We start from the raw sequence: 25,097 nt of genomic DNA, 5'->3' as shown, positions 1-25,097 counted from the left end.
AAAATGACAGTTTGTAACCGTGCTAACGCGGGAAATTACCCCGGCTTCACGGTTCCCGGTCGTCGCCGGAGAGCTTGCGGTAGAGCGTTGCCAGGCTGACCCCCAAAACTAGGGCGGCCTGTTCCTTATCGCCGCCGGTGGCTTCCATGACGCGATTTAGATACGACTGCTCCTGTTCGCGCAGGTAGTTTTTCAGGGGTTTGATCGCGTCCAGCGGCCGGGTGGTGGCTGTTTCTGTCAGCGAACCGTTGGTGCCACCTGCCGTTTGGAGTGAGGCGGTCGGCTCGTTCACCTGCGGGAGCGTCGCCGTTTCCAAGTCCGTGTCTTGTTCGGGAGAGGCGCCGGTTTTGGCCAGCAGCGAGGGCGGGAGATCGCCCAGCCGGAGGATGTTTGTCTCGCAAAGGGTTGTGGCGCGCTCGATGGCGTTCTCCAGTTCGCGCACGTTGCCGGGCCATTGGTGGGCCAGCAACACTTCCATGGCCCGCCGGGAAACTTTGAAGGGCTCACCGATGGCGCCCCGGGCCTTTTGCTTGAGAAAATGGGCGACGAGGAGCGGGATGTCATCCGTGCGCTCGCGCAGGGCGGGCAGATGAATGGGAATCACATTCAGGCGGTAATAAAGATCCTCCCGAAAAGTGCCTTCTTTGATGCGGATTTCGAGCGGCTCGTTGGCGGCGGCCACGACCCGCACATCGACATAGGCGGGCACGTTGTCGCCCACCCGGCGGACTTCCTTTTCCTGCAGGACGCGCAGCAAACGGCTTTGCAGCAACGGTGACATGGAGCCGACTTCGTCCAAGAAAATCGTTCCCCCATCCGCCTCTTGGAAAAGTCCCTTTTTATCTGCAATCGCGCCGGTGAACGCACCGCGCCGGTGGCCGAACAATTCCGATTCCAGCAGCGCTTCGGGCAGGGCCGAGCAGTTGATGGGGACGAACGGCGCGTGCTGGCGGCGGCTGTTGAAGTGGAGGGAGCGGGCGACGAGTTCTTTGCCGGTGCCGCTTTCGCCCAGCACCAACACGGTGCTGTCTGTGTTGGCCACCCGTTCGATAAGCTTGAACACATCCTGCATGGGGGCCGAAGCACCCACGATCTGGCTGAAATGGTATTTCTTTTTGAGCTGGCGCCGCAGGAAGGTGGTTTCGCTGACGGCCGTGCTGTAAGACAGTCCCCGCTGAATGCACATCCGCAGTTCATCGACCTTGAACGGTTTCTCCAAGTAGTCGAATGCACCGTTCCGCATCGCATCCACCGCGGTGTCAATGGAACCGTAGCCGGTGATGACGATGACGACCGCCGGTGGGCTGAGCGCCCGGGCTTTTTTGATGATTTCCAAGCCGTGGGCGTTGGTCTTGTCGAGGTAAAGGTCGGTCACCACCAAGTCCGGCTGGTGGGTCGTCAAACCCGCCACGGCTGCCGCGAGGTTGGTAAAGGGGAATACCTCATGGCCGTCTTCCCGAAGAAGGTCGGCGACCATTTGAACCATGGTCAGCTCATCATCAACGAGAAGCACTTTTGCCATAATTTCAATTCAATCACTTGGAATGGATCGATTTCTTCGCTCCCACCAACGGTTGCAGGGCGGTTGTTGCAACTTCCGGGACGGCCCCGGATCCGAGGCTATTTGCTGACCACCTCGCTCAGCTTGAAGATGGGCAGGAACATGCAAATCACCATGCCGCCAATCACCACGCCCAGGAACACGATCAACAACGGTTCAATTAGCGAAGTGAGGCCCGAAAGGGTGGTTTCGATCTCTTCGTCCAAAAAGTCCGAGATGCGCTCCAACATGGCGTCCATTTTGCCGGTTTGCTCACCGGCCGTGCACATGCGAATCAGCATGTTCGGGAAGACCGGATGCCGGCTCAGTGCCGTGGAAATGCCCTCGCCTCGCTCAATATCGGAAGCGGCGCTCCGGATGGCCTTTTCCATGACCACATTGCCCACTGTCTGGGAGACAATTTGCAGCACTTCCAGAATTGGCACACCGCTCCGGATCAGCGAGGAGAGGGTGCGGCTGAAGCGGGCCAGGCAGATCTTGTGGGCAATCGGCCCAAAAATCGGCAGCTTGATGCGTTTGGCGTCCCAGAATTCCCGGCCGGACTTGGTTTTGATGAAATAGAGCCACGCGTAAATCAGTCCGCCCAGTGCGGCAAAGATGAGCAGGAAGTAACTCTTCACGAAATTGCTCAAGTTGATCAGGAATTGCGTGGGGCCGGGCAGTTTCGCGCCGAAGCCGCTGTAAATTTCCCCGAACACCGGAATCACCTTCACCAGCAAAAAGGTCGTGATGCCGATGGCCACCACGGTGACGATGGTGGGATACATCAGGGCGGATTTGACCTTTTTCCGCAGGCGGGCGGTGTTTTCGAGATAGGTGGCCAGGCGGGCGAGAATCTCCGCCAGCAGACCGCCCTTTTCACCCGCGGACACCATGCTGAAGTAGAGCCGGTTGAACACCTTGGGGTGTTTTTGGAGGGCCTCGGAAAAACTGTCGCCACCTTCGACGCGCGTGCACACGTCCTTGATGACGTCGCGCATGACCTTGTTTTGCGTCTGATCGGCCAGCGCTTGCAGACATTGAACCATCGCCAGACCGGCGTCGATCATGGTGGCCAGCTGGCGGGTGAAAATGACCAAATCTTGGAGGGCCACCTTGCCGCCGCTGGTCTTGCCCTTCTTGCCGACCTTCTCTTGGATGGAGACGACCAGAAGGTTGCGGTTCAAAAGCGCCGCTATGGCTGCCTGCTCCGTGGCGGCCTCGAGCGAGCTCCTGATTTCCCGGCCCGAAGCCGTTTCGCGTGCTGTATAAACAAAAGAAGGCATAATCGTTCTCGGGTTCTTTGCGGGCTCACGCGCTGGCCCTCAGCCGCCCTTCGACGGCGGTGCCAGCCAAGCCTCAAATTCCCTGCTGCCCCTCTAGCAGACGGTGTTCCAGCCATTCAAGGCGATGAGAATTCCGGCCAAATCCGGCTTCTCATTCCGGCGATGCCAGATTGACCGGGCTTCCCGCTGCCTAAACTACGGACAGGCTGGCCAATTGTTGGTAATGTCGTTCATAATGAATATTTTATGGGTCATTCAATCGCCTGCACCCTGCCCAATTCTTAATTTTTAGTTGTCAAACCGGGGATTCTCTCCTATTGATGCGCCCATCTACACCTTTTGGGGTGTGTGGGGTAAACTGTTTTTACTCCAGAACAGTGCAAGTGCACGGACATACAACCATAAAAATCGGAGGAACTAATGAAGATTAACCAATGGACCTTGGGTCTGGCTGCGGTCGGCGTTGTCAGCCTCGCTTCGGCCGTGAAGGCAGACGAGAGCACGATGAACGCAGTGCAGACGGCCCTGTCCTCAACCACCATCAGCGGTTACGTCGATACGTCAGTGGAATGGAACGTCGGTGACAAGGATAACAGCCTTCACAATGCCATTCCGTTCCGCAACGGCAAGAGCGACGGTTTTAACCTGAACGTCGTCAAGCTCACCATCGAAAAGCCGATGGATGAGTCCGAATGGGCCGCTGGTTACAAGGTGGATCTGCTCTTCGGACCGGACGCGGTTGGCTATAATGCCTCTTTGGACTCCAGCCAACGTCAGGACAACTATCGTATTGGTTACAGTGCGTCCGATTTCGGCATCAAGCAGGCCTATGTTGCCCTGCGCACGCCCGTCGGTAACGGCATTGACTGGAAGGTCGGCGTGTTTGACACGACGATTGGCTACGAAACCTTCGAGTCGGGCAATAACCCCAACTTCAGCCGTTCTTGGGGCTATGCCATTGAACCCACTGAACACACCGGTATTCTCGCGACCTATCGCGTGAATGACATCGTTTCGGTTGCCGCTGGTGTGGCCAACACCCTGTCGCCCGGCATCAATAACCGCCCTGACCCTGAATACGTTTCGGGTGAGACCTGGCACAAGACCTACTTGGCGTCGGTCGCGTTGACCGCTCCGCAGGACTTGGGCTTCCTCTCTGGATCGACACTGTATGCGGGCGTCGTGGGTGGTTTGAACAATGGCGGCGATGTTGAAGAGTCTGGCGCCGACCAAGTCAACTACTATGCCGGTGCCACGCTCAATACGCCCGTTACCGGCCTGAAGGCTGGTTTGGCGTTTGATTACGTCAAAAACGCGGGCGGCATCGACAAGTCCAACCAATGGATGCTTGGTGCTTACGCCTCCTTCCAGGCGACGGAGAAACTCAGCCTCCACGGCCGCGCCGAATATGGCAAAGCGGTTGCGATGGATGAGCACACCGATGGCAACCTGACTGAAATCACGGGCACCGTTCAATACGACCTGTGGAAGAACGTCATCAGCCGCGTGGAACTCCGGTGGGATGAAGCTTATGTCAAGAACGATTCTACCGACTCCAGCGTCGGATTGTTCGCCAACTTGATCTACAAGTTCTAAGCGGATTGATCGCTTAAGCAAAACCCCTCCCGGGAAAACTGGGAGGGGCTTTTTTTTTGTTGCCGGCGGCGTGGTAATGCCCATGGCAAAGGCGTGTCAATCGCCCAACAGTTTGCGCAGGGCGTCCTTCGCCTTGGCCTCACGTGCCAGACCTTCGGTCACAGGCATGTATTCGCGTCGGGCAAGGTCAAAGTATTCGCAATAATTCGCCGCGGCCTTCTCCACCACCTCGTCCGCCCGCCGGTCCCGGCATTGGTAGGCCACCGTTTTGTCGTAGCTCACACAGTTCAGACACACCTTCAAGTCGGCGCCGCAGCTGACACAGGTTTCGCTGCGTCCGGGGGCGCGGGCGAACGTCCATTCCGCGCCGCACTTCCAACAATGCTTCGTCATGGCCATGCGCCACCATTAGTTCCGGCCGGCGCATAAATCCAGCCGCGATTTCTTCCGCTCCGCTTCAACCGCGCTGGATTTTGTGGCTCATTGTGACAGTATCAGCCCCGTGCAATTCATCCGCGACATCTTCGCCGCGAAACAGGCCGCGGGGCGGCCGGTCGTTTCCTTCGAGTTTTTCCCCACCAAGACGGACGAGGGCGAGCGCACGCTGATGGAAAAAACCATTCCGGCCCTTTGTCAATTGCAGCCGGATTTTTGCTCCGTGACCTACGGTGCGGGCGGCGGCACGCGCGAAAAGACGTTGGGGATTGTGGCCCGCATCCAACAGGATCATGGCCTGACAACCATGGCCCACCTGACCTGCGTCAATGCGACGGCGCCACAAACCAAGGACATTTTGGCGCAGGCCCGGGCTTTGGGGATCAGCAACATCCTGGCGCTTCGGGGGGATCCTCCGGGCGGCGTGGGCGAGTTCCAAAAAACCGAGGGCGGCTTCGAATATTCCCATCAGTTGGTGCAATTGCTCCGTGAACTCGGCGGATTTTGCGTCGGCGTGGCAGGATTTCCCGAGGGGCACATCGCCTGCAAAGAAGGCAAGCGGGTGGATTGGCAGCGGCTGAAACACAAAATCGACTGTGGTGCTGACTTCGTCATCACGCAGTTGTTCTTCGACAACACGGATTTCTATGAATTTCGAGATTACCTGACCCGGTCCGGGGTGAAGGTTCCCATCGTGCCAGGAATCATTCCCATCGGCAGCGCGGCGCAAATCAAACGCTTTACGGCACTGTGTGGGGCGAAACTGCCGGCACCATTGCTGGCTGAACTGGAGAAACGTGTTGATGACGACGAGGCGTGCGCCGCGTTTGGCATCGAATACGCCACCCGCCAATGCGCCGATTTGCTGCGGAACGGTGCGCCCGGCATCCACTTCTACACGCTCAACAAGGCCGCGGCCACGACGGCCATCCTGAAAAACCTGGCGCTGGCATAGACCGGCAACCGGCGTGCGGTGTCCTGGCGCGAGGCGGCTGGTTGTTAGAAGGTGTAGCTCGCGCCCAGCCCGACCGAAAATAGCGACGTGAAGTCCAATTCCACGTCGCGTCCGGCGCCGGAGAAATTGAACCGGCCATTGTATTGGTAGTCGCCGCTCACATAGGCGGCAATGTGCGACGTGATTTGGTAGCTGACCCGCAGTTCCGCATAGCCACCTGGATTCCAATCGCGCCCGCCAATCTTGCGCGTGACCGGGCCCGTGACCGGAATGCCGCCGTCGGCGTAGGTGGTGTTCTCGGTGAATGTCAATTGTGTGTCGGCATATAGCGCTGAATAACCCACGCTGACGCCCGCCAGGAACCGCTTGCTGAGCGGAACATCCAGCCACAGCCCGAGCTTCATGTTGTGCAGCGAACTGTCGAGTTTGCCCGAATACGCCGACTGGCTCGCGGAATTGATGGTCGTGCTGCTCGACGGCGCGGTGCTGATCAGCGGTCCCGGACCGGCGTAGGTTCCGGAATAGGGCGCTTCCGGCGGCACGATGCCGCCCAAGTCGTAACTGGCTTGCGTGTAAGCGGCGGTGCCGGTGGCGATGCCGCTGTAAGTCAGGGAAAAGGGATTGTAGCCATAACCGATTTCGAATCCGAGCCGGGCCTCGCGTTCGCCCATGTCGAACCGGACCAGCTCGGATCCCAAAATCACTTCGCCGCCCAGAGAGGCATCACTTTTACCGCCGTTCAACGTGCCGGCCGCGGTGTTGTCGAGCCGCGTGTAATTCAACTGGCTTCCGTTGACCTGGCTGGCGGCCGTATAACCCCAGTTCCACGTCGAACCGCTGTTGCCGCTGCTGTCCGGCAGCACATAGCCGTTGTCATACATCGTGGCGGCGGCCGGCGGCGCGGACAGTGAGACGGATGCCTTTGCGTTGAGCAGGAGGCGCGCCCCGGCGCGCACGAACCAGCCGTCCGTCCAGGACGGTTCAGGATCGTCCTGGGCGTGCGCGGCGGTTCCGGCCAACGCCAGGGCGGCCAGGGTCATCGGCAGGTGAGGGGAGAGGCAAAATGTCTTCTTCATGGATTCAGAGCGAAGCGGGTTCACTGGCCTTGGAGCAGCACGCGATAAAACCGGCTGCCGTTGGTGGGCGGCGAAGCCGTCTTCGGCGGCCCGTTGTCGATCCATTGCATGCGGCTGCCGGTGCCGGTTACGGCGGGAAAGGCCGTCTGCACGGTGGCGCTGTCCATCAAATCCGCGGGCGTGTCGGCGTATTGGATGAAGTAGTGCCGGTTCGTCAACGTGTTGAACTCAATCAGGAACACGCCATTCGTATAGAGTGCGCGGGTTACGGCCAGTGGGTTTCCCGCTGGTGGCACAAATGTCCACGCGTTGCTCGCCAGCGTCAGCACCCCCGGTGCCGGGATCGTGATGTGATCGCCCACGTAGTATTCCAGCGTGAGCAGCCGCGTTTCGCCGTTGGTCAAACTGCTGACCTGCACAAAAGGAACCGGTTCAAAAGCGCCGTCCGCGTTCCAGTCCTGGCTGGCGTAGCGTTGCGCGTTGAACAAGGTGATCGCGTTCGAGAGCGAATCGTTGCCCAGCCCGTAAACGAGCAGTTGAGCGTTCGTCAACAACACCGGTCCGCCGTTGCCCAGCATCACTGATTGCTCGAACAGGCCGGACTGCCGGTTCAGCGTGGGCGTGCCGAGCACTTCGGCCGAGGGCAGGACGGCGGCGGGCAGCACCAAGTCCAGCCCGTTGGTGTCCGTGGCGGCCAGATCGGTTGGTGCATTGGTGAAATACAATCCGCCGGCGAACGGATTGTTGCCACCGGTGAAATCGAAGGTGAAGTAGCCGAGTGAAACCGGGCCGTTGGTCAGCATGACGCCTGCGGGCAGTTGCCAGGTCACGCCAACGAGTCCGTTGCTTGCTGCCGTAGCATCGACGGTGGCCCCGGCTCCCGGATAGGTGGGCGTGAACACCGGATTCGCAAGCACGTTGGTGAGGTAGCCCAGCGAGAAAGACACGGCATGCTCCCGGCCGTTGGCGCGCAACTGGATTTCCACCTGGGCCTGGCCGCCGCCGGAAATCACGCCGGTCGTCAGGAGGCGCGGTTGGGACCTGATCACCAAAAAGGCGTTCGAGCTGGTTACCGTGGTGCCGCTGTCGGTCACGCGGACGGCATACGTTCCGGCCTGACTGGTGGTGAGATTGGTCAGCAACAACGTGGCGTTGGTGGCGGCACTGAGGTCGCCGCCGTTCCGGGTCCATTGGTAGGTGACCGTGGCCGTGCCGGTGGCCTGCACGCTCATCGCAAACGATTCATTGGTGGCCGCCTGCCCACCCACGGGCTGAACGGTGATGGTGGGCGCGGCGCCGGCGCCGATGGCCAACAGCATCAAGCCGACGCCCAGTCCGGTCCTGGCCTGAAGCATCGTCGGCACATCCAGGGCCCGCCGTGTCCGCTGCACGAACTGACAGAAATTCATCCAACGTGTCGTCTTCACGCGCGGAGTATTGACCATCCGCTCCAGCCGCACAACAGCCGACTCAGATGCGCACCGGATGAATGCGGGCCAATCGCTTTTGTCGGTGTGTTGTGCTGTTTACGCCGTATTAATTTATCCGGCGTCAGCGAGGCGCCTCTGGTTTGGCCGCGGGCGTCACCACCGGCTCGATTTCCGAGGTGTCCAGCCTGGCCAGAATGGGCGCAGCCACGGCCCGCAATCGCGGGAGTGACCGGAAAAACAGTCCCGCCACGAAGATGCACAGCGCACCGCAAGTGGCCAGTGTGATGGCCGTGCCCGCGCGGCCGGCGCCAAATCCTACGAGCAGATTGCCCACCGGCATCGTGCCGGTGAACGCCATCGAATAAATGCTCATCACCCGGCCGCGCTTGTCGTCGTCCACCAGGGTTTGCACCAGCGTATTGCAGGAGGCCATCAGGAGCACGCCGCCCATGCCCGTCAAGGTGAGGCATGCGAGCGACAATGGCAGCCAGCGCGAAAGAGCAAAACCGATCAATCCCAGACCCATCGCGGCACCGCCAAACGTAATTACATTGCCCAGCCCGCGCACGGTCCGGCGGGTGCTCAAATACAACGCCCCGCTCAATGCGCCGACGCCCGAGGCGGACATGAGCGCCCCCAGCGTCCGGGCATCACCTTGGAACACGTCCCGGGCAAAAATCGGCGTGAGCACCGTGTAGGAGAAGCCCACCGCGCTGATCGCCGCCACCAGGCCGATGAGCGCCGCGATGGGGGTGAAGCCAAAGGCATAATGAAATCCCTGTCGCAGCTCGATCAACGGATGCTGCGCCACCTTGCGGGGCGGCCGTTCCCGCAGGCGCATCGCCAGCAGCGCCGCGATGACCGCCACGTAGCTCAAGCCGTCCACGAGGTAACAGAATCCCGGCCCGCGCGCGGCGACCACAAAGCCCGCCAGGGCCGGGCCCACGAGCCGGGCCAGGTTGAACAACGACGAATTCAACGCGATGGCATTGCCCAGATGTTCCTTGCGCTCGACAAACTCCACCACCAGGGCCTGGCGGGTGGGCATGTCGAGCGCGTTGATGATTCCCTGCACCAGGCTCAGCACAACGAGATGCGTCACCGTGATCGTGCCCGTGAGCGCGAACGCCGCCAGCGCAAAGGACTGCAGCATGGCCGCGGCCTGCGTGCCGACCAGGAGCCGGTGTCGGTTGACGCGGTCGATCCACACGCCGGCAAACGGGGCCAGAAAGAAAATGGGAATCTGGCTGGCAAACCCCACCACCCCGAGCAGAAACGGCGAGGAACTCAGGTGATACACGAGCCACAGCGAGGCCGTTTGCGTCATCCAGGTGCCGATGAGCGACACAATCTGCCCGCCGAAGAACAGGCGGTAGTTGCGGGACTCCAAGGCGCTTAACAAAGCCGGCAAACGCATGCCGCAGTGTAGGCGAGAACCACCGCCAATGCACGTCCACCGCCGCAGCCCGGGCCGGACTGTGGCGGCGGGGGCAAATACCTGAAAATACTTTGAACAAATCCTCGCGCCCGCAGTCGAACCTCCATAAGCGCAATTTCCCTCGTGGAAGTTTGCCTCCGGCCAAGCCGGGACGTTCTTTGAAGATTTTGACGCCGGATGCTGGTTCTGTTTGGCGTCGATGTCCTACACAAGCTTGCTATTGAACCAATCGAAATTCCCCGGGCCAATCCGCCACCCTCTGGCAGATTGGCCCGGTTTTTTTTGCGTCATCCATTTCCTGCCGGCGTGCTGCCGGCCTTGCGTCGCGCCGGTGCAAATAAAAACGCCGGACTGTTGAACAGTCCGGCGGTGGGTCAGATGCGGATCAGTTCTCCGGCGCTTGGTCCGGAGGGGCCTGGCCGTCCGGGCCATCGCCCGGCGGACGCGGTCCGCCAAATCCACCCGGGCCGCGGGGGCCGCGCGGACCACGCGGTCCGTTCATTCCGTCCCGTCCTTCGGCGGCGCCGGGGCCGGCACCCGCAGGACGAGGCGGGCGCAGTTCATCCTGGGTCAGCTTGCCGTCGCCGTTTTTGTCGAGCTTCTTCAGCGCGGCGGAGGCGTTGGCAATTTCATCGGCGTCAATCACGCCATCGTGATTGGCATCCAGCACCGCGATCACCGGCGGGGGCGGCATCATGCGGCGGCCCATGCCACGTCCGCCCGGGCCGCCGGGACCGCCCGGCCCCTCGTTGGGCGGGCCGCCGGCGTCTTGAGCCGTGGCGCACAAGGCGGTGCCGGCGAGCACCAGCGCCGCCATCCAGAGTTTGCTTTGCAGTTTCATGTTTGTCCTTTCCACGAATCGCCGAACCCCTTCCGGCCGCGTCAACGGTGACGCGGCAACTTTGGCGGCGGGTTCAGGTAATTCATTTTTCACGCCGCCAGCTTACCGCCGGCAACCTTTAGGGATGATGAAGCGCGGGCGAAAGTCTTGGTTGCCGGCTTCATCGCAACTTAAGGTGGCGGGTGACACGCTGCGGGCGGAAATTCAACTGCGGACGCGGCCGGTCCGCGCTATGCTTCAAGCGACGCATGCGACTCCTGATTGTGGAAGATGAACCCGACCTGCGCAGCGGTTTGACGCGCGCCTTGCGCGATGAGGGTTACGCGGTCGACGCCGTGGACAACGGCGAGGACGGTCTCTTCAACGCGGAAAGCACCGGTTACGACGCCGTGATTCTGGATGTCATGCTGCCGCGGCTCGACGGTTGGGAGGTGTTGCGCCGGCTTCGCCGCTCCAAACAAACTCCGGTGCTCATGCTAACCGCCCGCGATCAATCGCGCGACCGGGTGAAGGGGCTCGACACGGGGGCGGATGATTACGTCGTCAAACCATTTGACCTGCCCGAACTGCTGGCCCGGTTACGTGCGCTCATTCGCCGCGGCGCCGGCAGAACCACAAACACCATCGTTCTCGGTGACATCACCATCGACACGGCCGCGCGCACGGTGACGGTGGTGGGCCGGGGGGTCGAGCTTACCGCCCGCGAATATGCGCTCGTCGAGTTTCTCGCGCTGCATCGGGGCGAGGTGGTGACGCGCACGCAGCTTTACGAGCACCTGTTCGATGAGAACGACAGCACGTTGTCCAACCTGCTTGACGTGCACGTTTCCAATGTGCGCAAAAAACTGGGCGCGGGCTTCATCACCACCCGGCGCGGCCACGGCTACTGCATCGAATGATCGTGCCCTCCATCAAGTGGCGGCTGCAGCTCTGGTATGGCCTGATTTTGCTGGCCGTGCTGGCCGGGTTTGGCGTGCTGGCGTTTCAACAGGAACGCGGCCGGCTGTTCCAGCGCATCGATGGCGAACTGCAGCGGCGGGTCAGCGCCATCGCCGGTGCGCTGCGACCTCCGGCGGCATTGCGTAATGCGGCCGGCCAGCCGCCTTTTCCGCAGCCGCCCCCGGCCGGATCAGCGGAACCGGCGCTGCCGGATGATGGTCCGTTGCCGCCGTGGGAGCGAATGCGTCGCCGGACGTTCCAGCTGCCGGAACCGCAGGCGCATCTCTTCGATGAATCCGGCCCAAACGGATTTTATTACGTCGTCTGGGCGCGCGATGGCCATGAGTTGAGCCACTCCACGAATGCGCCCGAACAGGCGTTGGTGTTGCCGGTGCGCGGACCGGTGGCGGCGCCTGAACGGGAGGCGCTGCCGGCGGACGGGCGACGGCGGTTTCCGGGCGAACCTGAGCCGGCGCAGTTGCGGGGAACATTCCGTGAAGTCACGGTCGTGACCCCGCCGGGAGAAATCATCCGCATCGGTCGTTCCGTGGTGGCGGAATTGTTGGAGTTGCGGCGCACGGCGTGGAAGCTCGCCGGCATGGGCGGCGGCGTCTGGCTTCTCGGGCTGGCCGGCGGCTGGTGGATTGCGACGCGGGCCATCCGGCCCATCGACCGCATCAGCGAAACGGCCGCGCGCATTTCGCGTGGCGATTTATCGCAACGAATCGACATCAGCGGGGCCGGGAGTGAACTGGGCCGCCTGGCTGCCGTTTTGAATGACACCTTTGCCCGGCTCGAAGCGGCGTTTGCCCGGCAGCAACAGTTCACCTCCGACGCCGCTCATGAGTTGCGCACGCCTGTTTCGGTGATTCTCACCCAGACGCAATCCACGTTGAGCCGTGAACGTCCGCCGGCGGAATATCGGGAAACCCTCGAAGCCTGTCAGCGGGCGGCCCAGCGCATGCGCAAGCTCATCGAATCGTTGCTCGAACTGGCGCGTCTCGATGCCGGCCCGGACGTGGATCGGCGCCAGCCGTTGGACCTGGCCCAGGTGGTGGAAGAATCCGTGGCGCTGGTGCAGTCGCTTGCGGCAGATCGGCGTGTCCGCCTGCACGTTGCATTGTCGCCGGCACCGTGTCACGGCAACGCGGATCACTTGACGCTGGTTGTGACGAACCTGCTGACGAATGCGATTCACTATAACCGCGAGGGTGGCGAGGTGCGCATCATCACGGCCCTTGAAGATCGGCACGCGGTGGTCACTGTTGCGGATACGGGGATTGGCATTGCGGCGGAACACGTGCCGCACATTTTCGGGCGGTTTTATCGGGCGGACGCGGCCCGCACGGCGGCGCAAGGCCGAACCGGCCTGGGCCTGGCCATCACCAAATCCATCGTCGAGGTGCACGGCGGAACCATCGAAGTCACCAGCGAACCCGGCCGGGGAAGTTCATTCAAGGTGCGGTTGCCGGTTTAGCCAAACCGCATTTCCTTCCGGCGCCGGACAAATTGGTCTGACTTCCTGCTGGGGGATCAAACGCTGGCGAGGGCGCAATCCAAAACGTCCAGCAGGAAATCGGCATCGGCCGGCGTGAGGCACATGGGCGGCTTGATGCGCAGCGTGTTGCCCCAGAGTCCGCCCTTGCCAATGAGCAGGCCGAGGTCGCGCGCCTTTTCAAATACGGCGGCGCATTCGTCGCGGGCTGGCTCTTTCGTGGTGCGGTCTTTCACGAGTTCGACGCCGAGCATGAGCCCGAGGCCCCGGACGTCGCCGATGAGCGGGTGCTTGCCGGCCAGCCGTTGGAGTCCTGTCTTGAGGTGATGGCCAATCTTAAGCGCGTTGGCCTGCAAGCCCTCGCGTTCGATGACTTCCAGCACTGCCCGTCCCTGTGCGCAGGAGACGGGGTTTCCGCCAAAGGTGTTGAAATGGATGCGGGTCGCGATGGCCCGGGCGACGGTCGGTGTGGTGACCACGGCGGCCAGCGGACAGCCGTTGCCGATGCCCTTGGCCATGGTGACCATGTCCGGAATGACACCCTGGGTTTCAAAGCCCCAGTAATGCGTGCCGGTGCGGCCGAATCCGGTCTGCACTTCGTCGGCGATGCAAATACCGCCGGCGGCGCGCACGTGGGCGTAGGCGTGGCGGAGATAGCCGTCGGGAAACACCACCGAACCGCCCACGCCCTGGATGGATTCGGCGATGAAGCCGGCCACCTGTCCGGAGGTGCCGAATTGAATGAGGTTCTTCACATCGTCTGCGTATTTGCGGCCCGCCTCCGCGTCGTCCTTCCCGTAAGGACCGCGATACGTATCCGGCATGATGGCGTGCTGCACCCCAAAGCCGTGCGGCACGTTGAATTTCCACGTGTGATGCGAGGTGAGTCCCATCGTGGCCTGGCTGCCGCCGTGATAGGCGTTGCGCAGGGCGATCACGTCGTAATTGCCCGTGTAGGCGCGGGCCATCAGCAGCGCGAGGTCGTTCGCCTCGGAACCGGAATTGACGAAGTAAACCACCTTGAGGTCGCCCGGCATCTTGGCGGCCAGCTCCCTCGCATAAAGCGCAATGCCCGGGTGCAGGTAGATCGTCGTGGTGTGCTGGATGGTTTCGTTCTGCGCGTGCGCGGCGGCCACGACGTGCGGGTGACAATGCCCGACGCTGACGGTGACAATGCCGCCGAAGCCGTCCAGATAGCGCCGGCCCTGTTCGTCAAAGAGCCACTGGCCCTTGCCTTCCACAATCATCAGCGGCCGCTTGTAGTAATGAAAAATGGCCGGATTTAGAAATTGCCGGCGCGTGGCCAGCACCTCCTCGGCCGAAGGGCCGGTGTAGGGTTTGGGTTGATGCGGGCACGCGGGCAGCACGGGAGTTTTCATGTGATTTCAGGCTCGGGGAAACGCTTTGCGCGGCCCCAGGTAAAGGACAAATGACACCGCAAAATCGATGAACCACGCATGGAACTGACACGGGAGGCATGTTCAGAAATGTCCCGGTTGGCGCGCGAGGAATTTGCCGTGACCAATCTTGCCGACAAACTTCCCATCGCGAACGGCAATCTGACCGCGCACCGTCACCACGCTGGGCCGGCCCGCAATCTTCCAGCCTTCAAACGCGCTGTAATCAAGATTCATGTGCTGTGTTTTCACCGAGATTCGGCTGCGGTAACGCGGGTCATAAACGACGAGGTCCGCGTCCGCGCCCGGTTGGATGGCACCTTTGCGCGGGAAAAGGCCGAAGAGTTTGGCGGCCTGGGTGCTGGCGACATTCACGAACGTGTGCAGGTCAATCCGGCCGGCCTTCACGCCGTGGGTGTAAAGCAGGTTGATGCGGTCCTCGAGCGAGGGGATGCCGTTGGGGATTTTGGTGAAATCATTTTTGCCCATCGCCTTTTGCTTCCGGAAATCAAACGGCGCATGGTCGGTGGCGACCGTTTGAATGAGCCCGTCGCGCAGGCCGTGCCAGAGGATGTCCTGGTTGCATTTGTCGCGCAGGGGCGGCGACATCACATACTTGGCGCCCTCGAAGCGCGGCTTCTCGGCGTAGGTTTTGTCGAGCGTCAGGTATTGGATGAGCGTTTCCACCGCAACGCGCACGCCACGTTGCCGCGCGGCGACGGCTTCGGCCAGGGCTTCCCGGCAACTGAGGTGGACGATGTAGGTCGCCGCGCCGGTGAGTTCGGCAAAGGTCATCAAATGATGCACGCCTTCGGCTTCAACCTGCACGGGCCGGCTCGGTTCGTGGAAACCCGGGCCGGTTTTGCCCGCAGCCAGCAGCTCGCGGCAGCGTTCGGTCACGAGCGTCTCGTTTTCGCAGTGCGCCGTGACGATGACGCCCAGCTCCTTTGCCAGCTTCAGCGTGCGATACAGCTCCGTGTCGTCGATGCCAAACGCGCCTTTGTAAGCGAGAAAGATTTTGAAGGAGCTGATGCCGCGCCGGACGATTTCACGCAGCTGCCGCTCTGTGCGGGCGTCAAATCTTGTCACGCCCATGTGGAACGTGAAGTCGCACGCGGATTTGCCCTCGGCCTTGCCCCGCCAAAGCTCGAAGCTCTTCAGTGCATCGTCCGAACGGGCCGGGCAGCACATCTCGATCAGCGTCGTGGTGCCGCCCACCAGCGCCGCCTGGCTGCCCGTGCGGTAGTCGTCCTTGGCGAACGTTCCCATGAAGGGCAGGTAAATGTGGACGTGCGGGTCGATGAAGCCGGGGAAAACGAATTTGCCCCGCGCGTCGATCACTTCCGCCCCCTTCGGCGGCGTGATGCCGCGGTCGATGCGCGCGATGGTTTCGTTCTCGCAGAGGATATCGGCCACGTAGCGTTCGCTCGCCGTGACGATTTCACCGTTTTTGATGAGGAGTGACATGTGATGTGTGATGCGTGACAAGTTGTCATCTCTGGCCGCTTGGGGCAGCAGGTTTCTGCCCACTAACAACACGGCGCAGGCCATTCAGCATGCGCCGCTGTTCGTGGATGGAATCTGCACATGGCAGGGATTCTTGCGTCGAAAGAAAACCGAGTCCCGCCGCGAGAGTTAATTGGGTGTCGAGTTCGGCAAGCGAACCCTCGGCGTGAGAAATAAATTGAACAAATCCTCCGCTTGTGTGCCGAGCCTGTCCTTCAGCAATGTTTGAAGGGACAGAAACAGCAGCCCGTCGCATTTGCGAAATGAGCCCGAACTTTTCTTCTGGCGGAAATTCAGCCGTAATTCTGCAAATCATCTTCGCGAGCGAAATGCCCTTTTGCCAAACGAGCAAATCGCGACAGCTCTGCACCTTGCCATCGGCGCTCGCCGTTCGATGTTTCGGCTCGTCACTCATCGCCGATCACTTGTCACTTTTCTCTGTGCCAGATGTCCTCTTCGCCGTAGCTGAACCAGCGGCTCGTGGTCACCTTCAGTTGTGTGAAGAACTGCACGCCCTCCTTGCCCTGCATATGCAGGTCGCCAAAGAAGGATTCGTCCCACCCGTTGAACGGGAACCACGCCATCGACGCCGGCACGCCAATGTTGATGCCCACCATGCCCGCCTTTACGCGGTGCTTGAATTCGCGCGCCGCCTTGCCGGAGCGCGTGAAGATGGACGCCCCGTTGCCGTAGCAGGAGCGGTTCGCCAGGTCGATGGCGTCGTTCAGATCTTCCATGTGCATCACGTTCAACACGGGGCCGAAAATCTCCTCACGCGCCACGGTCATCTGGTGATCCACGTGATCGAGAATGGTTGGGCCCACATAAAATCCCTTTGGCGCTTCGGGAATCTTCACCCGTCGTCCGTCCGCTGGAATTTTCGCGCCTTCCGCCACGCCGGCTTCAATCAGTTGCACCACGCGGTCACGGTGCTGCCGGGTGATGACCGCGCCCATGTCCGGCTGGGCGTCGCGGTCCGTCGGGCCGACCTTGAGGCGTTGGGTGGCTTCGACCAGCGTGGGCAAAACGGTCTGCTCGGCGCCGCGAACCAGCACGGCGGTGGACCCGGCCATGCACCGTTCGCCGGCGCAGCCAAAAGCGGCCTCAATCACTCCGCGCGTGGTGTTTTCCACATCGGCATCGGGCATGATGATCACGTAATTCTTGGCGCCGCCGTTGGCCTGGACGCGTTTGCCGTGCCGGGTGCCGACTTCGTAGATGTAACGCGCGATCGGCGTGGAACCAACGAAGGAAATCGCCCGGACCTTGGGATGCGTGAGCAGGGCGTCCACGACCTCGCGGCCGCCGTGGACAATGTTCAGCACGCCCTTGGGCAGCCCGGCCTGCTCCAGCAGCCGCGCGATTTTGAGCGCGGTGAGCGGAACCTTTTCGCTCGGCTTGAGGACGAACGTATTGCCGCAGGCGATGGCGATGGGATACATCCACAACGGCACCATTGCCGGAAAGTTGAACGGCGTGATGCCCGCACACACGCCCAGCGGCTGGCGGATGGCTTCGCAATCAATGCCCCGCGCCACGTTTTCCAGCACCTCGCCCATCATCAAGGACGGGACGCCGAGGGCAAATTCAATGACCTCCAGGCCGCGCTTCACGTCGCCGCGCGATTCCACGAGTGTCTTGCCGTGTTCCCGCGTGTTGCAGCGGACAATGGCTTCAAAGTTTTCTTCGAGCAACATCTTGAACCTCGCCAGAATCCGCACCCGTTCGACCACGGGTGTCTGCATCCACGCGGGAAAAGCCGCCTGCGCGGCCTCCACGGCGGCGTTGACCTCGGCTGCCGTGCCGGCGGGACATTCGGCGATGACCTCGCCCACGGAAGGGTTGAAAACGGGCGTGCCGGCAAGGCGGGGTTGCACCCATTCGCCGCCGATGAAGAACGGACACGGTTCAAGTGTTGCGGCCATAAGCTTCCCCGGGGTCGGTGTGTGCGCGGCGGATGACGTCCGGCTCAACGCGACAACGCGTTGGATTGTTTCACGAACTCGTCGCCGGTCCATTCGGCGTCGCTCCTGACCGCCTTGCCCCCGGCGGCAGCCTTTTGCGCCGCTTTGCGCTCGGCCTGGCGCCTGACGAGGTCGGCGTGGGTGGTGAAATAATCCAGGCTGCGGCCTTTGAAGTCCGCCAGCGTGGCAAAGTTGTGTTTCGCCATGAACGCGAGCAACTGGTCGCACATCGGCCTCACGTGCGCGTAGCCGAATTTCATGACGCCGGTGCAAACCTGAACCGTGTCCGCGCCCAGCAAAATGAACTCGGCCGCGTCGTGGCCGGACTCCACGCCGCCGATGGCGGACAGAGAGCGGCCCGGGAATTCCCGCCGGATAAGCTGGGCCGCTTCCATGACCATGCGGAGTGCGATGGGTTTGATGGCGCGGCTCGAATAGCCGCCCGGCGTCGTGTAGCCTTCGACATTGGGCTCGGGCCGCAGGGTGTCGAGGTTCACACCCATGACGCTGCGGATGGTGTTGATGGCGCTGATACCCGTGGCGCCGGCCTGCAATGCGGCGCGGCTGGGATCTTCGATGTGCGTCACGTTGGGGGTCATCTTTGCCCAGACGGGCTTCTTCGCGACGCTCATGACCCAGCCCACCACCTCGTGAAGGATTTCGGGGTTTTCACCCATGGCGGCGCCCATCTTGCGTTCGGGCAGCCCGTGCGGGCAGGAAAAGTTCAACTCGAAGCCGTCCACGCCGCAGGCCTGGCACCGCTCGATGATTTCCACCCACGCGTCCTTGCGGTATTCCTCCATGACCGAGGCGATGAGCACGCGGTCGGGGAACAGATCCTTGCACTTCTTGAATTCGCCCTCCCACAGCTTGAACGGCCGGTCGCTGATCAGCTCGATGTTTTCCCAGCCGATGACTTCCTGGCCGTCGGCCGAGTGGAGCTTGGCGTAGCGCGGTGTCACGTTGATGACCTTGGCAGCATCAAGGCTGACCGTCTTGGCGATGACGGCGCCCCAGCCTTCCTGAAAGGCTTTCGTGATGACGTTGAGATTGGTTCCGGGCGGTCCCGAACCGATCACAAACGGGTTCGGTAGTTTCAAGCCATCAACAGTCGTGGCCAGCGTCGGCATAACTTTACCCTCCCAATTTTAATTTAACGCGGCAGCATAATCCCGCGGCAAACGGGTCCGCCACTAGAAACTTGCCGACGCATGAACGCTCCGCTTCATCCCGAACGCACCATCGCCGAACTCAAGGAACTGCGCACGCTGACCGCCGACGCCAACGGCGCCCAGCGCGTCGCCTTCACACCCACGTGGGTGCGGGCGCGCGCCTGGCTGCGCGAGAAGGTCGCGGGACTGCCGCTCGAAATCCACGACGACGCCGCGGGCAACACGTGGTTCACCTTGCGCGGGGAGTCGGACCGCGCGCTGCTCATCGGCGGGCACATGGATTCGGTGCCCAACGGCGGCTGGCTGGACGGCTGCCTGAACGTGCTGGCAGGCGTGGAAATTCTGCGGCGCCTCAACGCGCAATATCACGGCCGTCCGCCTGTCACCGTGCGGCTCGTCGATTGGGCAGACGAGGAAGGGGCGCGCTTTGGCAAAAGCCTGTTCGGTTCGTCCGCCTGTTCCGGCCATCTGGACATGGCGGAAGCGCGCGGGCTTCAGGACAAGGACGGCATTCGCCTGCCGGACGCGCTGAAGCAGGTGGGCATTGATTTTGAGCGCTTGAAGGACAGCGGGCGGGAACTCCGCGGTGCGGCGGCCTACCTCGAGCTGCACATCGAGCAAGGTCCCGTGCTGCTGGATCTGGACCTGCCGCTGGGCGCCGTGCTGGGGACGTTCGGGGTGGAACGTCACGCCATCACGTTCCACGGCCAGGCGGCGCATTCAGGCAGCACGCCGATGAACCGGCGCAAGGATGCGCTTCTGGCGGCGGCCCGGATGAGTCCGGAAATTTACCGCATCGCCGAACGCAGCGGCGCCGGTGTCTGCACCATCGGCTCGTGCAGCACCAAGCCGGGAATTGTCACCAGCGTGGTGGAACAATGCCGCATCACGCTGGATCAGCGCCATCTGGACGCCGCCCAACTGGCCCAAATGCTGGCCGAGGCAAAGGCAGCCAGTGAACGCTTCGCCCGGGAGGGCCGGGTTGACGTTTCCTGGGAACGTCTCTGGCAGATTGCCCCGCGGCCGTTCGCGCCGGAACTGATCGAACTGTGCGATGAGGCGATCCGGGAAACCTGCGGCCGTTCACACCGCCTGCCGAGCGGACCGTTGCACGACGCGGCGGAAGTCGCGGCGGCCGGCATTCCCACCGTCATGATGTTCGTGCAAAGCCTGCACGGCATCAGTCACAACAAGATTGAGGACACGCGGGAGGAGCACCTGGCCCTCAGCGTGATCGCCCTCGACAAGCTGGCGGAAAAGGTGATGCGCTGGATTCAGGCGCGCGGCTAGCCGTTCGGGAGTTGCATCTTTCCATCGCACAGCCGCACGAGACGCAGTGGATTTGCCTCCTGCAATTCCGGCGGCAGCGCGGCGTCGGGAAAATTCTGGTAGCTGACCGGCCGCAGAAAGCGTTCGATGGCGCGCGTGCCCACGGACGTGGAACGGCCGTCGGACGTCGCGGGATACGGCCCGCCATGCGTCATGGCGTGGGCCACTTCCACGCCGGTGGGAAAACCGTTGAACAGGAGCCGGCCGGCTTTCTGGCTCAGGACGTCAACCAGCTCCTGATTGGCGCCGAGTTCCTCGGGCGTGGCGTGAATGGTGGCGGTCAGTTGGCCCTCGATTTGCCGCGCCGCCGCCAGCATCTGCGCGCGGGAGGTGCATTCCACGATCAGCGTGGACGGGCCAAACACCTCGTCCATCAGGCTGTGATGATTCAGGAAGGTTTCCGCGGTCGTGCTGAACAGCGCGGCCCCGGCCTGGGCGCCGCCCGGACCGGCCTCGGCCTCCGCGCGGGCCAGCAATTTCACGCCGGCGGTCTGGGTGAATTTTTCCACGCCCTGCCGGTAGGCCGCACACAGTCCCGCCGTCAACATCGTGCCTGGCGCGGTGCCGCGGATCAGATCAGCGAGCTTGGCGATGCATTCCTGCGCCGCCGCGCCGGCTTCGATGAACACGAGGCCCGGATTGGTGCAGAACTGGCCGACGCCCAAGGTCACCGAGCCGTGCAGTCCGGTGGCGATTTCCCCGGCCCGCTGGGCCAGCGCGTTGGTGAACACGAAAACCGGATTGATGCTGCCCATCTCGGCATAGACCGGAATGGGCTCAGGCCGCGCGGCGGCGGCATCCATCAACGCCCGGCCGCCACGGCGCGAACCGGTGAAGCCCACGGCCTTGATGAGCGGATGCTTTACCAGCGCGATGCCCAGGTTCGCCCCGTCGCCGTAAAGCAGGGAAAAGACGCCGTCCGGCGCGCCAGTCTCGCGCGCCGCCTGCTGCACGAGCAGCCCGACCATTTCAGAAGTGCCGAGGTGTCCCTGGTGGGGTTTTACGATCACGGGACAACCGGCGGCAAATGCGGCCGCCGTGTCGCCGCCCGCCACGGAAAAGGCGAGCGGGAAATTGCTGGCGCTGAACACCACCACTGGTCCCAGCGGCACGAGCATTGAACGCAGATCCGGCTTCGGCAGCGGTTTGCGGTTTGGGTCGGCGTGGTCGATGCGGGCTCCCGCGCACAGGCCCGTTGCGGCCGCCTCACCGTAGAGGCGGAGCTGAAAGCAGGTCCGCGCGAGTTCGCCCTGCAACCGCGCGGCGGGCAGGGCGGTTTCCTGTTGCGCGCGCTCCACAATCGCCGGGCCGTTCGCTTCCAGCAGCTCGGCCACGCGTTGCAACAACCGCTGCCGCTGCGCGCCGGACCAGCGTCGGAATTCGCTGAACGCCTGCGCCGCGAGGTGCGCCGCCGCATCCACATCGACGTTGGTGGCCCAGAAAAAATCCGGCCCGAGCGGGCGGCCCGTGGCGGGGTTGAGGGCGGTTTTGGGCGCGCCGGCCGCCGGCACGCGACTTTGACCGAGGATGGAGAGACCCGTCAGATTCATGGTGTTTACAGCTTTGGACGTTTGGCCAGGGCGGCTTTCAAGGTGGCCAGCGCGGCCTTGCGTTCGGCGCCCGCCATCACGCAGCGCGGCGCCCGGACGCGCTCGTGACCCATGCCGATTTCCTGCTGCACCAGCTTGATGAGCTGGACGAACTTCGGAACGGTGTCCATGCGCAGCAGGGGCAGGAACCAGCGATACAACGCGTCGGCCTTCTTGTTTTCGCCCCGCAGCGCGTAATTGTAAAGGGCCACGGATTCGCGGGGGAACGCATTGACGAGCCCGGCCACCCAGCCGGTGGCGCCGGCCCGGATGCCTTCCACGATCAAATCATCCACGCCCACGAACAGCGCCAGCCGGTCCCCGCACAACGCCTTCAGCGCGGTCACGCGGCGGGCGTCGGCGCTGGATTCCTTCACGGCGTGCAGGTTGGCGTGGGCCCGGGCCAGCTCCGCGATTTGCTCCGGCAGGAAATCCGTTTTGTAGGAAACCGGGTTGTTGTAAAGCATGCACGACAGCTTCGTTGCGCGGAAGACCGGTTGCAGGTGCGCCTTCATTTCGCGCCAGTCGCTCGAATACACGTAGGGCGGCAGAACCATCAAACCGGAGCAGCCCGCGCCAGCCGCGGCTTTCGCGAGGTCCACCGCCTCCAGCGTGCTCAGTGAGGCGATGCCCGCCACCACCGGCACCTGGTCGCCCACGGCGGCCACGAGGGTTTTCAAAATGGCCACTTTCTCGTCGAACCGCAGCGTGGCGCTTTCGCCGAGCGAACCGAGCGCGACGATGCCGGTGCAGCCGTTTTTGACCAGCCATTGGGCGTGGCGCGCGATGAACGCGTGGTCCACGCTGTAATCAGGTTTGAACGCGGTGGTGATGGCCGGCATGACGCCGGCCCATTTCATTTTCTTCATGAATTTAGAATGGATTCGGTTGGGGTTGTAATCATTGATAACGGTCGGGCGAAAGCTGCGTCAGCTCGCAGGCCGGGGGTTCGCCGGCGAGCACCTGTGCCATGAGCTGGCCTGTTACCGGACCGAGGCTCATGCCCATCATGGCGTGGCCGGTGGCCAGCGAAACGTTGGCGAAGCTCGCCGTGCGCCCCACATACGGCAGCCCGTCGGGCGAGCACGGTCGCAGGCCAACCCACGGCTGGATCCCGTCAAAATCCGCAGGCTCAAATTCCGGGTAATAGCGGCAGAACGATTCGATGATGCTGCGCACGCGAATCGGGCTGATGCGCTCGTTCAGGCCGGCGAGTTCCATGGTGCCGCCCACACGCAATGTGTCGCCCATCGGCGTCACGGCCACGCGTGCCTCGGTCAGGATGGAGCAGAGTTGCAGCGCGCGCCGGGGCCGCGACAGGGTGAGGCTGTAGCCTTTGCCTGCTTCCATCGGCAGTTTGAGGCCGAGCCGGCGTGCCAGCGCGGGCGTCCAGGATCCGCCACAGAGAACGAATTCGTCGGCTTCCAAGGCGTCGCCCGATGCCGTGGTGAGCGCCCGGAGGCGGCGGTTTTCGACCCGGAAATCCAGCCCCTCGGACTGCCAGAGGAATTGCACGCCGAGCGCGGCCGACTGCGCCTGCAACGCCGCCATGAACCGCGCCGGGTCGAGGTGGCAATCCAGCGGAAAATGCACCGCACCGGCAATGTTCATGCGCGCCGCCGGATCGAGGGCGGTCGTCTGCCGCGCGTCGAGCACGTCCGCCGGAATGCCCAGCGCCCGGGCGCGTTCCGCGGTGCCGGCTTCTTCGTGCAGCGTGTGTTCCGTCTGGCAGAGCATGAGCAGTCCGCGTTTCACCAGGCCAAAGTCCACGCCGGGCAGCGCGGCGATTTCCTCAAAGCACGCGCGGCTGGCGAGCGAAAGATCGCGAATCAACGGCGCGGCGCGGCGGACGTGCCCGGGGCTGGCGGCGCGCCAGAACTTCAGGCCCCAGCTCAGCAGACCCGCATCCAGGCGCGGCTTGATGAAGAACGGCGAGGCGGGATTCCACATCCATTTCAGGCCCAGCGCGACCATGCCGGGCGCCGCGAGCGGAATGAAATGGCTCGGCACCACCATGCCGGCGTTGCCAAACGACGTGCCGTCGCGCTCGGCCGGCTTGCGCTCGACCACTGTGACGTTGAATCCGCGGCGGGCGCAGTAGTAAGCCGTGCTCAGTCCGACGACGCCGGCGCCCACGATGAGGATGCGTTTGCTCATAACGTCCGGATGCCCCAGCAGAACGGGTCGCTTTCGTCGAGGAGCTGGGTGGCCTCGGCATTTACAAACGCCGCGCCGGTGATGACCGGTGCGATCTGACCGGCGGCGCGGTCGAGCCAGGTGAATTTTCCGGCAAACGTGCTGCCGATGATGCTTTCCTGCACCCAGGTTTCGCCGGGTGGCAATTTGCCGGCGGCGGCGAGGCACGCCAGCTTGGCGCTGGTGCCCGTGCCGCACGGCGACCGGTCGTAAGCCTTGCCCGGGCATTGCACAAAATTCCGCGAATGCGCGCCCGCCAAAGTGGGCGGACCGAACAGCTCGACGTGATCCACGTCCGGAAAGCCCTGGGCGTTGACGGCCTGGCGCACCCGCCAGCAAAAATCCGTGAGCCGGTCCGCGTTCGCCAGCGTCAATTCCTGACCGTGCTTTTCGACGAGGAAAAACCAGTTGCCGCCCCACGCCACGTCGCCGGTCACGGGTCCGAATCCGGGCACGTCCACGGTTACGCCGGCCTGTGCGCGCCAGCTGGGCACGTTGCCCACGGACACTTCACCGTTCGCGTGCAAGGTCGCCGTGACGATGCCGACGGGGGTTTCAATCCGGTGTTCGCCCGGTTGAATGCGGCCCAGATGCGCCAGCGTCACCATGAGTCCGATGGTGCCGTGCCCGCACATGCCGAGGTAACCGACGTTGTTGAAGAAGATGACGCCCGCTGCGCACGCCGGGTCGGTGGGCTCCACCAGCAACGCGCCCACGACGACGTCCGAACCGCGCGGTTCATTGACGACGGCCGAGCGGAAATGGTCGTGCTCGCGGCGGAAGGCGTCGCGGCGTTCCGCGAGCGGGCCGCGGCCGAGGTCCGGGCCGCCGGCTGTCACGACGCGGGTCGGTTCGCCGCCCGTATGGGAATCGATGATGGTTACCTTGCGCATGGGCATGGTCTGAAACGACT

21 protein-coding genes are annotated in these 25,097 nt (G+C 62.9%); 5 read left to right on the top strand and 16 right to left on the bottom strand.

What is annotated here, in order from left to right; all coding sequences use genetic code 11:
* Positions 1 to 46: 46 nt before the first annotated feature.
* Both VFV96_06990 and VFV96_06985 read right to left on the bottom strand, forming a co-directional pair.
* Positions 47 to 1,522, bottom strand: coding sequence for a sigma-54 dependent transcriptional regulator (locus VFV96_06990; protein HEU5070140.1), 1,476 nt, complete (start codon positions 1,520 to 1,522; stop codon positions 47 to 49).
* Positions 1,523 to 1,620: 98 nt separating this feature from the next.
* Positions 1,621 to 2,727, bottom strand: a complete 1,107-nt coding sequence (locus tag VFV96_06985) for a type II secretion system F family protein (protein ID HEU5070139.1) — start codon at positions 2,725 to 2,727, stop codon at positions 1,621 to 1,623.
* A 519-nt stretch (positions 2,728 to 3,246) separates the two neighbouring features.
* Here VFV96_06985 and VFV96_06980 point away from each other — a divergent pair.
* Entirely contained in the window at positions 3,247 to 4,422 is a 1,176-nt protein-coding gene (locus tag VFV96_06980) for an outer membrane beta-barrel protein (GenBank protein ID HEU5070138.1), read from the top strand.
* A gap of 96 nt (positions 4,423 to 4,518) precedes the next feature.
* Here VFV96_06980 and VFV96_06975 read toward each other — a convergent pair whose 3' ends face one another.
* A complete protein-coding gene (locus tag VFV96_06975; GenBank protein HEU5070137.1) occupies positions 4,519 to 4,815 on the bottom strand; it encodes a hypothetical protein in 297 nt (98 codons plus the stop codon).
* Between the two features lie 109 nt (positions 4,816 to 4,924).
* Between VFV96_06975 and metF the strand changes: the two genes are divergently transcribed.
* Complete coding sequence (gene metF / locus VFV96_06970; protein HEU5070136.1) at positions 4,925 to 5,812, top strand: methylenetetrahydrofolate reductase [NAD(P)H]; 888 nt, start codon at positions 4,925 to 4,927, stop codon at positions 5,810 to 5,812.
* Positions 5,813 to 5,856: 44 nt separating this feature from the next.
* Here the strand turns inward: metF and VFV96_06965 are convergent, their stop codons facing one another.
* The 4 genes from VFV96_06965 to VFV96_06950 all read right to left on the bottom strand — a co-directional run bounded on the left by VFV96_06965 (position 5,857) and on the right by VFV96_06950 (position 10,597).
* Positions 5,857 to 6,888, bottom strand: coding sequence for a hypothetical protein (locus VFV96_06965; GenBank protein ID HEU5070135.1), 1,032 nt, complete (start codon positions 6,886 to 6,888; stop codon positions 5,857 to 5,859).
* Positions 6,889 to 6,908: 20 nt separating this feature from the next.
* Positions 6,909 to 8,315 carry an immunoglobulin domain-containing protein gene (locus VFV96_06960; GenBank protein ID HEU5070134.1) on the bottom strand — a complete coding sequence of 469 codons (1,407 nt, stop codon included), beginning with the start codon at positions 8,313 to 8,315 and terminating at the stop codon, positions 6,909 to 6,911.
* Between the two features lie 124 nt (positions 8,316 to 8,439).
* Positions 8,440 to 9,735 (bottom strand): MFS transporter, encoded by a 1,296-nt coding sequence (locus VFV96_06955; GenBank protein ID HEU5070133.1) that lies wholly within the window; start codon positions 9,733 to 9,735, stop codon positions 8,440 to 8,442.
* A gap of 406 nt (positions 9,736 to 10,141) precedes the next feature.
* Entirely contained in the window at positions 10,142 to 10,597 is a 456-nt protein-coding gene (locus VFV96_06950) for a hypothetical protein (GenBank protein ID HEU5070132.1), read from the bottom strand.
* Positions 10,598 to 10,845: 248 nt separating this feature from the next.
* Between VFV96_06950 and VFV96_06945 the strand changes: the two genes are divergently transcribed.
* Positions 10,846 to 11,496, top strand: coding sequence for a response regulator transcription factor (locus tag VFV96_06945; protein HEU5070131.1), 651 nt, complete (start codon positions 10,846 to 10,848; stop codon positions 11,494 to 11,496).
* Between the two features lie 2 nt (positions 11,497 to 11,498).
* Positions 11,499 to 13,013: an ATP-binding protein gene (locus VFV96_06940; protein ID HEU5070130.1), complete on the top strand. Its 1,515-nt coding sequence runs from the start codon at positions 11,499 to 11,501 to the stop codon at positions 13,011 to 13,013.
* Between the two features lie 56 nt (positions 13,014 to 13,069).
* Here VFV96_06940 and VFV96_06935 read toward each other — a convergent pair whose 3' ends face one another.
* The 5 genes from VFV96_06935 to preA form a co-directional block, all read right to left on the bottom strand.
* Complete coding sequence (locus VFV96_06935; protein HEU5070129.1) at positions 13,070 to 14,410, bottom strand: aminotransferase class III-fold pyridoxal phosphate-dependent enzyme; 1,341 nt, start codon at positions 14,408 to 14,410, stop codon at positions 13,070 to 13,072.
* A gap of 102 nt (positions 14,411 to 14,512) precedes the next feature.
* Entirely contained in the window at positions 14,513 to 15,895 is a 1,383-nt protein-coding gene (gene hydA / locus VFV96_06930) for a dihydropyrimidinase (GenBank protein HEU5070128.1), read from the bottom strand.
* 25 nt (positions 15,896 to 15,920) lie between these two features.
* Positions 15,921 to 16,349 (bottom strand): four helix bundle protein, encoded by a 429-nt coding sequence (locus tag VFV96_06925; GenBank protein ID HEU5070127.1) that lies wholly within the window; start codon positions 16,347 to 16,349, stop codon positions 15,921 to 15,923.
* Between the two features lie 13 nt (positions 16,350 to 16,362).
* Positions 16,363 to 17,859 (bottom strand): CoA-acylating methylmalonate-semialdehyde dehydrogenase, encoded by a 1,497-nt coding sequence (locus tag VFV96_06920; protein ID HEU5070126.1) that lies wholly within the window; start codon positions 17,857 to 17,859, stop codon positions 16,363 to 16,365.
* Positions 17,860 to 17,903: 44 nt separating this feature from the next.
* Positions 17,904 to 19,028 carry an NAD-dependent dihydropyrimidine dehydrogenase subunit PreA gene (gene preA, locus VFV96_06915; protein HEU5070125.1) on the bottom strand — a complete coding sequence of 375 codons (1,125 nt, stop codon included), beginning with the start codon at positions 19,026 to 19,028 and terminating at the stop codon, positions 17,904 to 17,906.
* 81 nt (positions 19,029 to 19,109) lie between these two features.
* Here preA and VFV96_06910 point away from each other — a divergent pair, with 81 nt between their 5' ends.
* Positions 19,110 to 20,360, top strand: a complete 1,251-nt coding sequence (locus VFV96_06910; protein HEU5070124.1) for a hydantoinase/carbamoylase family amidase — start codon at positions 19,110 to 19,112, stop codon at positions 20,358 to 20,360.
* Here VFV96_06910 and VFV96_06905 read toward each other — a convergent pair.
* From VFV96_06905 to VFV96_06890, 4 genes are read right to left on the bottom strand one after another with little or no spacing between them, the layout of a single operon-like run.
* Positions 20,357 to 21,949 carry an aldehyde dehydrogenase (NADP(+)) gene (locus VFV96_06905; protein ID HEU5070123.1) on the bottom strand — a complete coding sequence of 531 codons (1,593 nt, stop codon included), beginning with the start codon at positions 21,947 to 21,949 and terminating at the stop codon, positions 20,357 to 20,359. The two genes, VFV96_06910 and VFV96_06905, sit on opposite strands and share 4 nt — an antisense overlap.
* A gap of 5 nt (positions 21,950 to 21,954) precedes the next feature.
* Complete coding sequence (locus VFV96_06900; protein ID HEU5070122.1) at positions 21,955 to 22,848, bottom strand: dihydrodipicolinate synthase family protein; 894 nt, start codon at positions 22,846 to 22,848, stop codon at positions 21,955 to 21,957.
* 40 nt (positions 22,849 to 22,888) lie between these two features.
* Positions 22,889 to 24,145 (bottom strand): FAD-dependent oxidoreductase, encoded by a 1,257-nt coding sequence (locus VFV96_06895; protein HEU5070121.1) that lies wholly within the window; start codon positions 24,143 to 24,145, stop codon positions 22,889 to 22,891.
* Positions 24,142 to 25,077, bottom strand: a complete 936-nt coding sequence (locus VFV96_06890) for a proline racemase family protein (GenBank protein ID HEU5070120.1) — start codon at positions 25,075 to 25,077, stop codon at positions 24,142 to 24,144. The genes VFV96_06895 and VFV96_06890 overlap by 4 nt, the downstream gene beginning before the upstream one ends.
* Positions 25,078 to 25,097 lie beyond the last annotated feature (20 nt).

It is taken from the genome of Verrucomicrobiia bacterium, assembly GCA_035765895.1.
GTDB lineage: Bacteria > Verrucomicrobiota > Verrucomicrobiia > Limisphaerales > DSYF01 > DSYF01.
This window is presented reverse-complemented; position numbering and strand designations above follow the sequence as displayed.

What these genes read in the sequence shown, in the direction of transcription:
- VFV96_06980 (HEU5070138.1), top strand. Translation starts at nt 3,247, where the DNA reads ATGAAGATTAACCAATGGACCTTGGGTCTGGCTGCGGTCGGCGTTGTC.
- VFV96_06890 (HEU5070120.1), bottom strand. Translation starts at nt 25,077, where the DNA reads ATGCGCAAGGTAACCATCATCGATTCCCATACGGGCGGCGAACCGACC.
- VFV96_06975 (HEU5070137.1), bottom strand. Translation starts at nt 4,815, where the DNA reads ATGACGAAGCATTGTTGGAAGTGCGGCGCGGAATGGACGTTCGCCCGC.
- VFV96_06935 (HEU5070129.1), bottom strand. Translation starts at nt 14,410, where the DNA reads ATGAAAACTCCCGTGCTGCCCGCGTGCCCGCATCAACCCAAACCCTAC.
- VFV96_06945 (HEU5070131.1), top strand. Translation starts at nt 10,846, where the DNA reads ATGCGACTCCTGATTGTGGAAGATGAACCCGACCTGCGCAGCGGTTTG.
- preA (HEU5070125.1), bottom strand. Translation starts at nt 19,028, where the DNA reads ATGCCGACGCTGGCCACGACTGTTGATGGCTTGAAACTACCGAACCCG.
- VFV96_06920 (HEU5070126.1), bottom strand. Translation starts at nt 17,859, where the DNA reads ATGGCCGCAACACTTGAACCGTGTCCGTTCTTCATCGGCGGCGAATGG.
- VFV96_06955 (HEU5070133.1), bottom strand. Translation starts at nt 9,735, where the DNA reads ATGCGTTTGCCGGCTTTGTTAAGCGCCTTGGAGTCCCGCAACTACCGC.
- VFV96_06900 (HEU5070122.1), bottom strand. Translation starts at nt 22,848, where the DNA reads ATGAAATGGGCCGGCGTCATGCCGGCCATCACCACCGCGTTCAAACCT.
- VFV96_06990 (HEU5070140.1), bottom strand. Translation starts at nt 1,522, where the DNA reads ATGGCAAAAGTGCTTCTCGTTGATGATGAGCTGACCATGGTTCAAATG.
- VFV96_06965 (HEU5070135.1), bottom strand. Translation starts at nt 6,888, where the DNA reads ATGAAGAAGACATTTTGCCTCTCCCCTCACCTGCCGATGACCCTGGCC.
- VFV96_06950 (HEU5070132.1), bottom strand. Translation starts at nt 10,597, where the DNA reads ATGAAACTGCAAAGCAAACTCTGGATGGCGGCGCTGGTGCTCGCCGGC.
- VFV96_06905 (HEU5070123.1), bottom strand. Translation starts at nt 21,949, where the DNA reads ATGAATCTGACGGGTCTCTCCATCCTCGGTCAAAGTCGCGTGCCGGCG.
- VFV96_06895 (HEU5070121.1), bottom strand. Translation starts at nt 24,145, where the DNA reads ATGAGCAAACGCATCCTCATCGTGGGCGCCGGCGTCGTCGGACTGAGC.
- hydA (HEU5070128.1), bottom strand. Translation starts at nt 15,895, where the DNA reads ATGTCACTCCTCATCAAAAACGGTGAAATCGTCACGGCGAGCGAACGC.
- VFV96_06910 (HEU5070124.1), top strand. Translation starts at nt 19,110, where the DNA reads ATGAACGCTCCGCTTCATCCCGAACGCACCATCGCCGAACTCAAGGAA.
- VFV96_06925 (HEU5070127.1), bottom strand. Translation starts at nt 16,349, where the DNA reads ATGAGTGACGAGCCGAAACATCGAACGGCGAGCGCCGATGGCAAGGTG.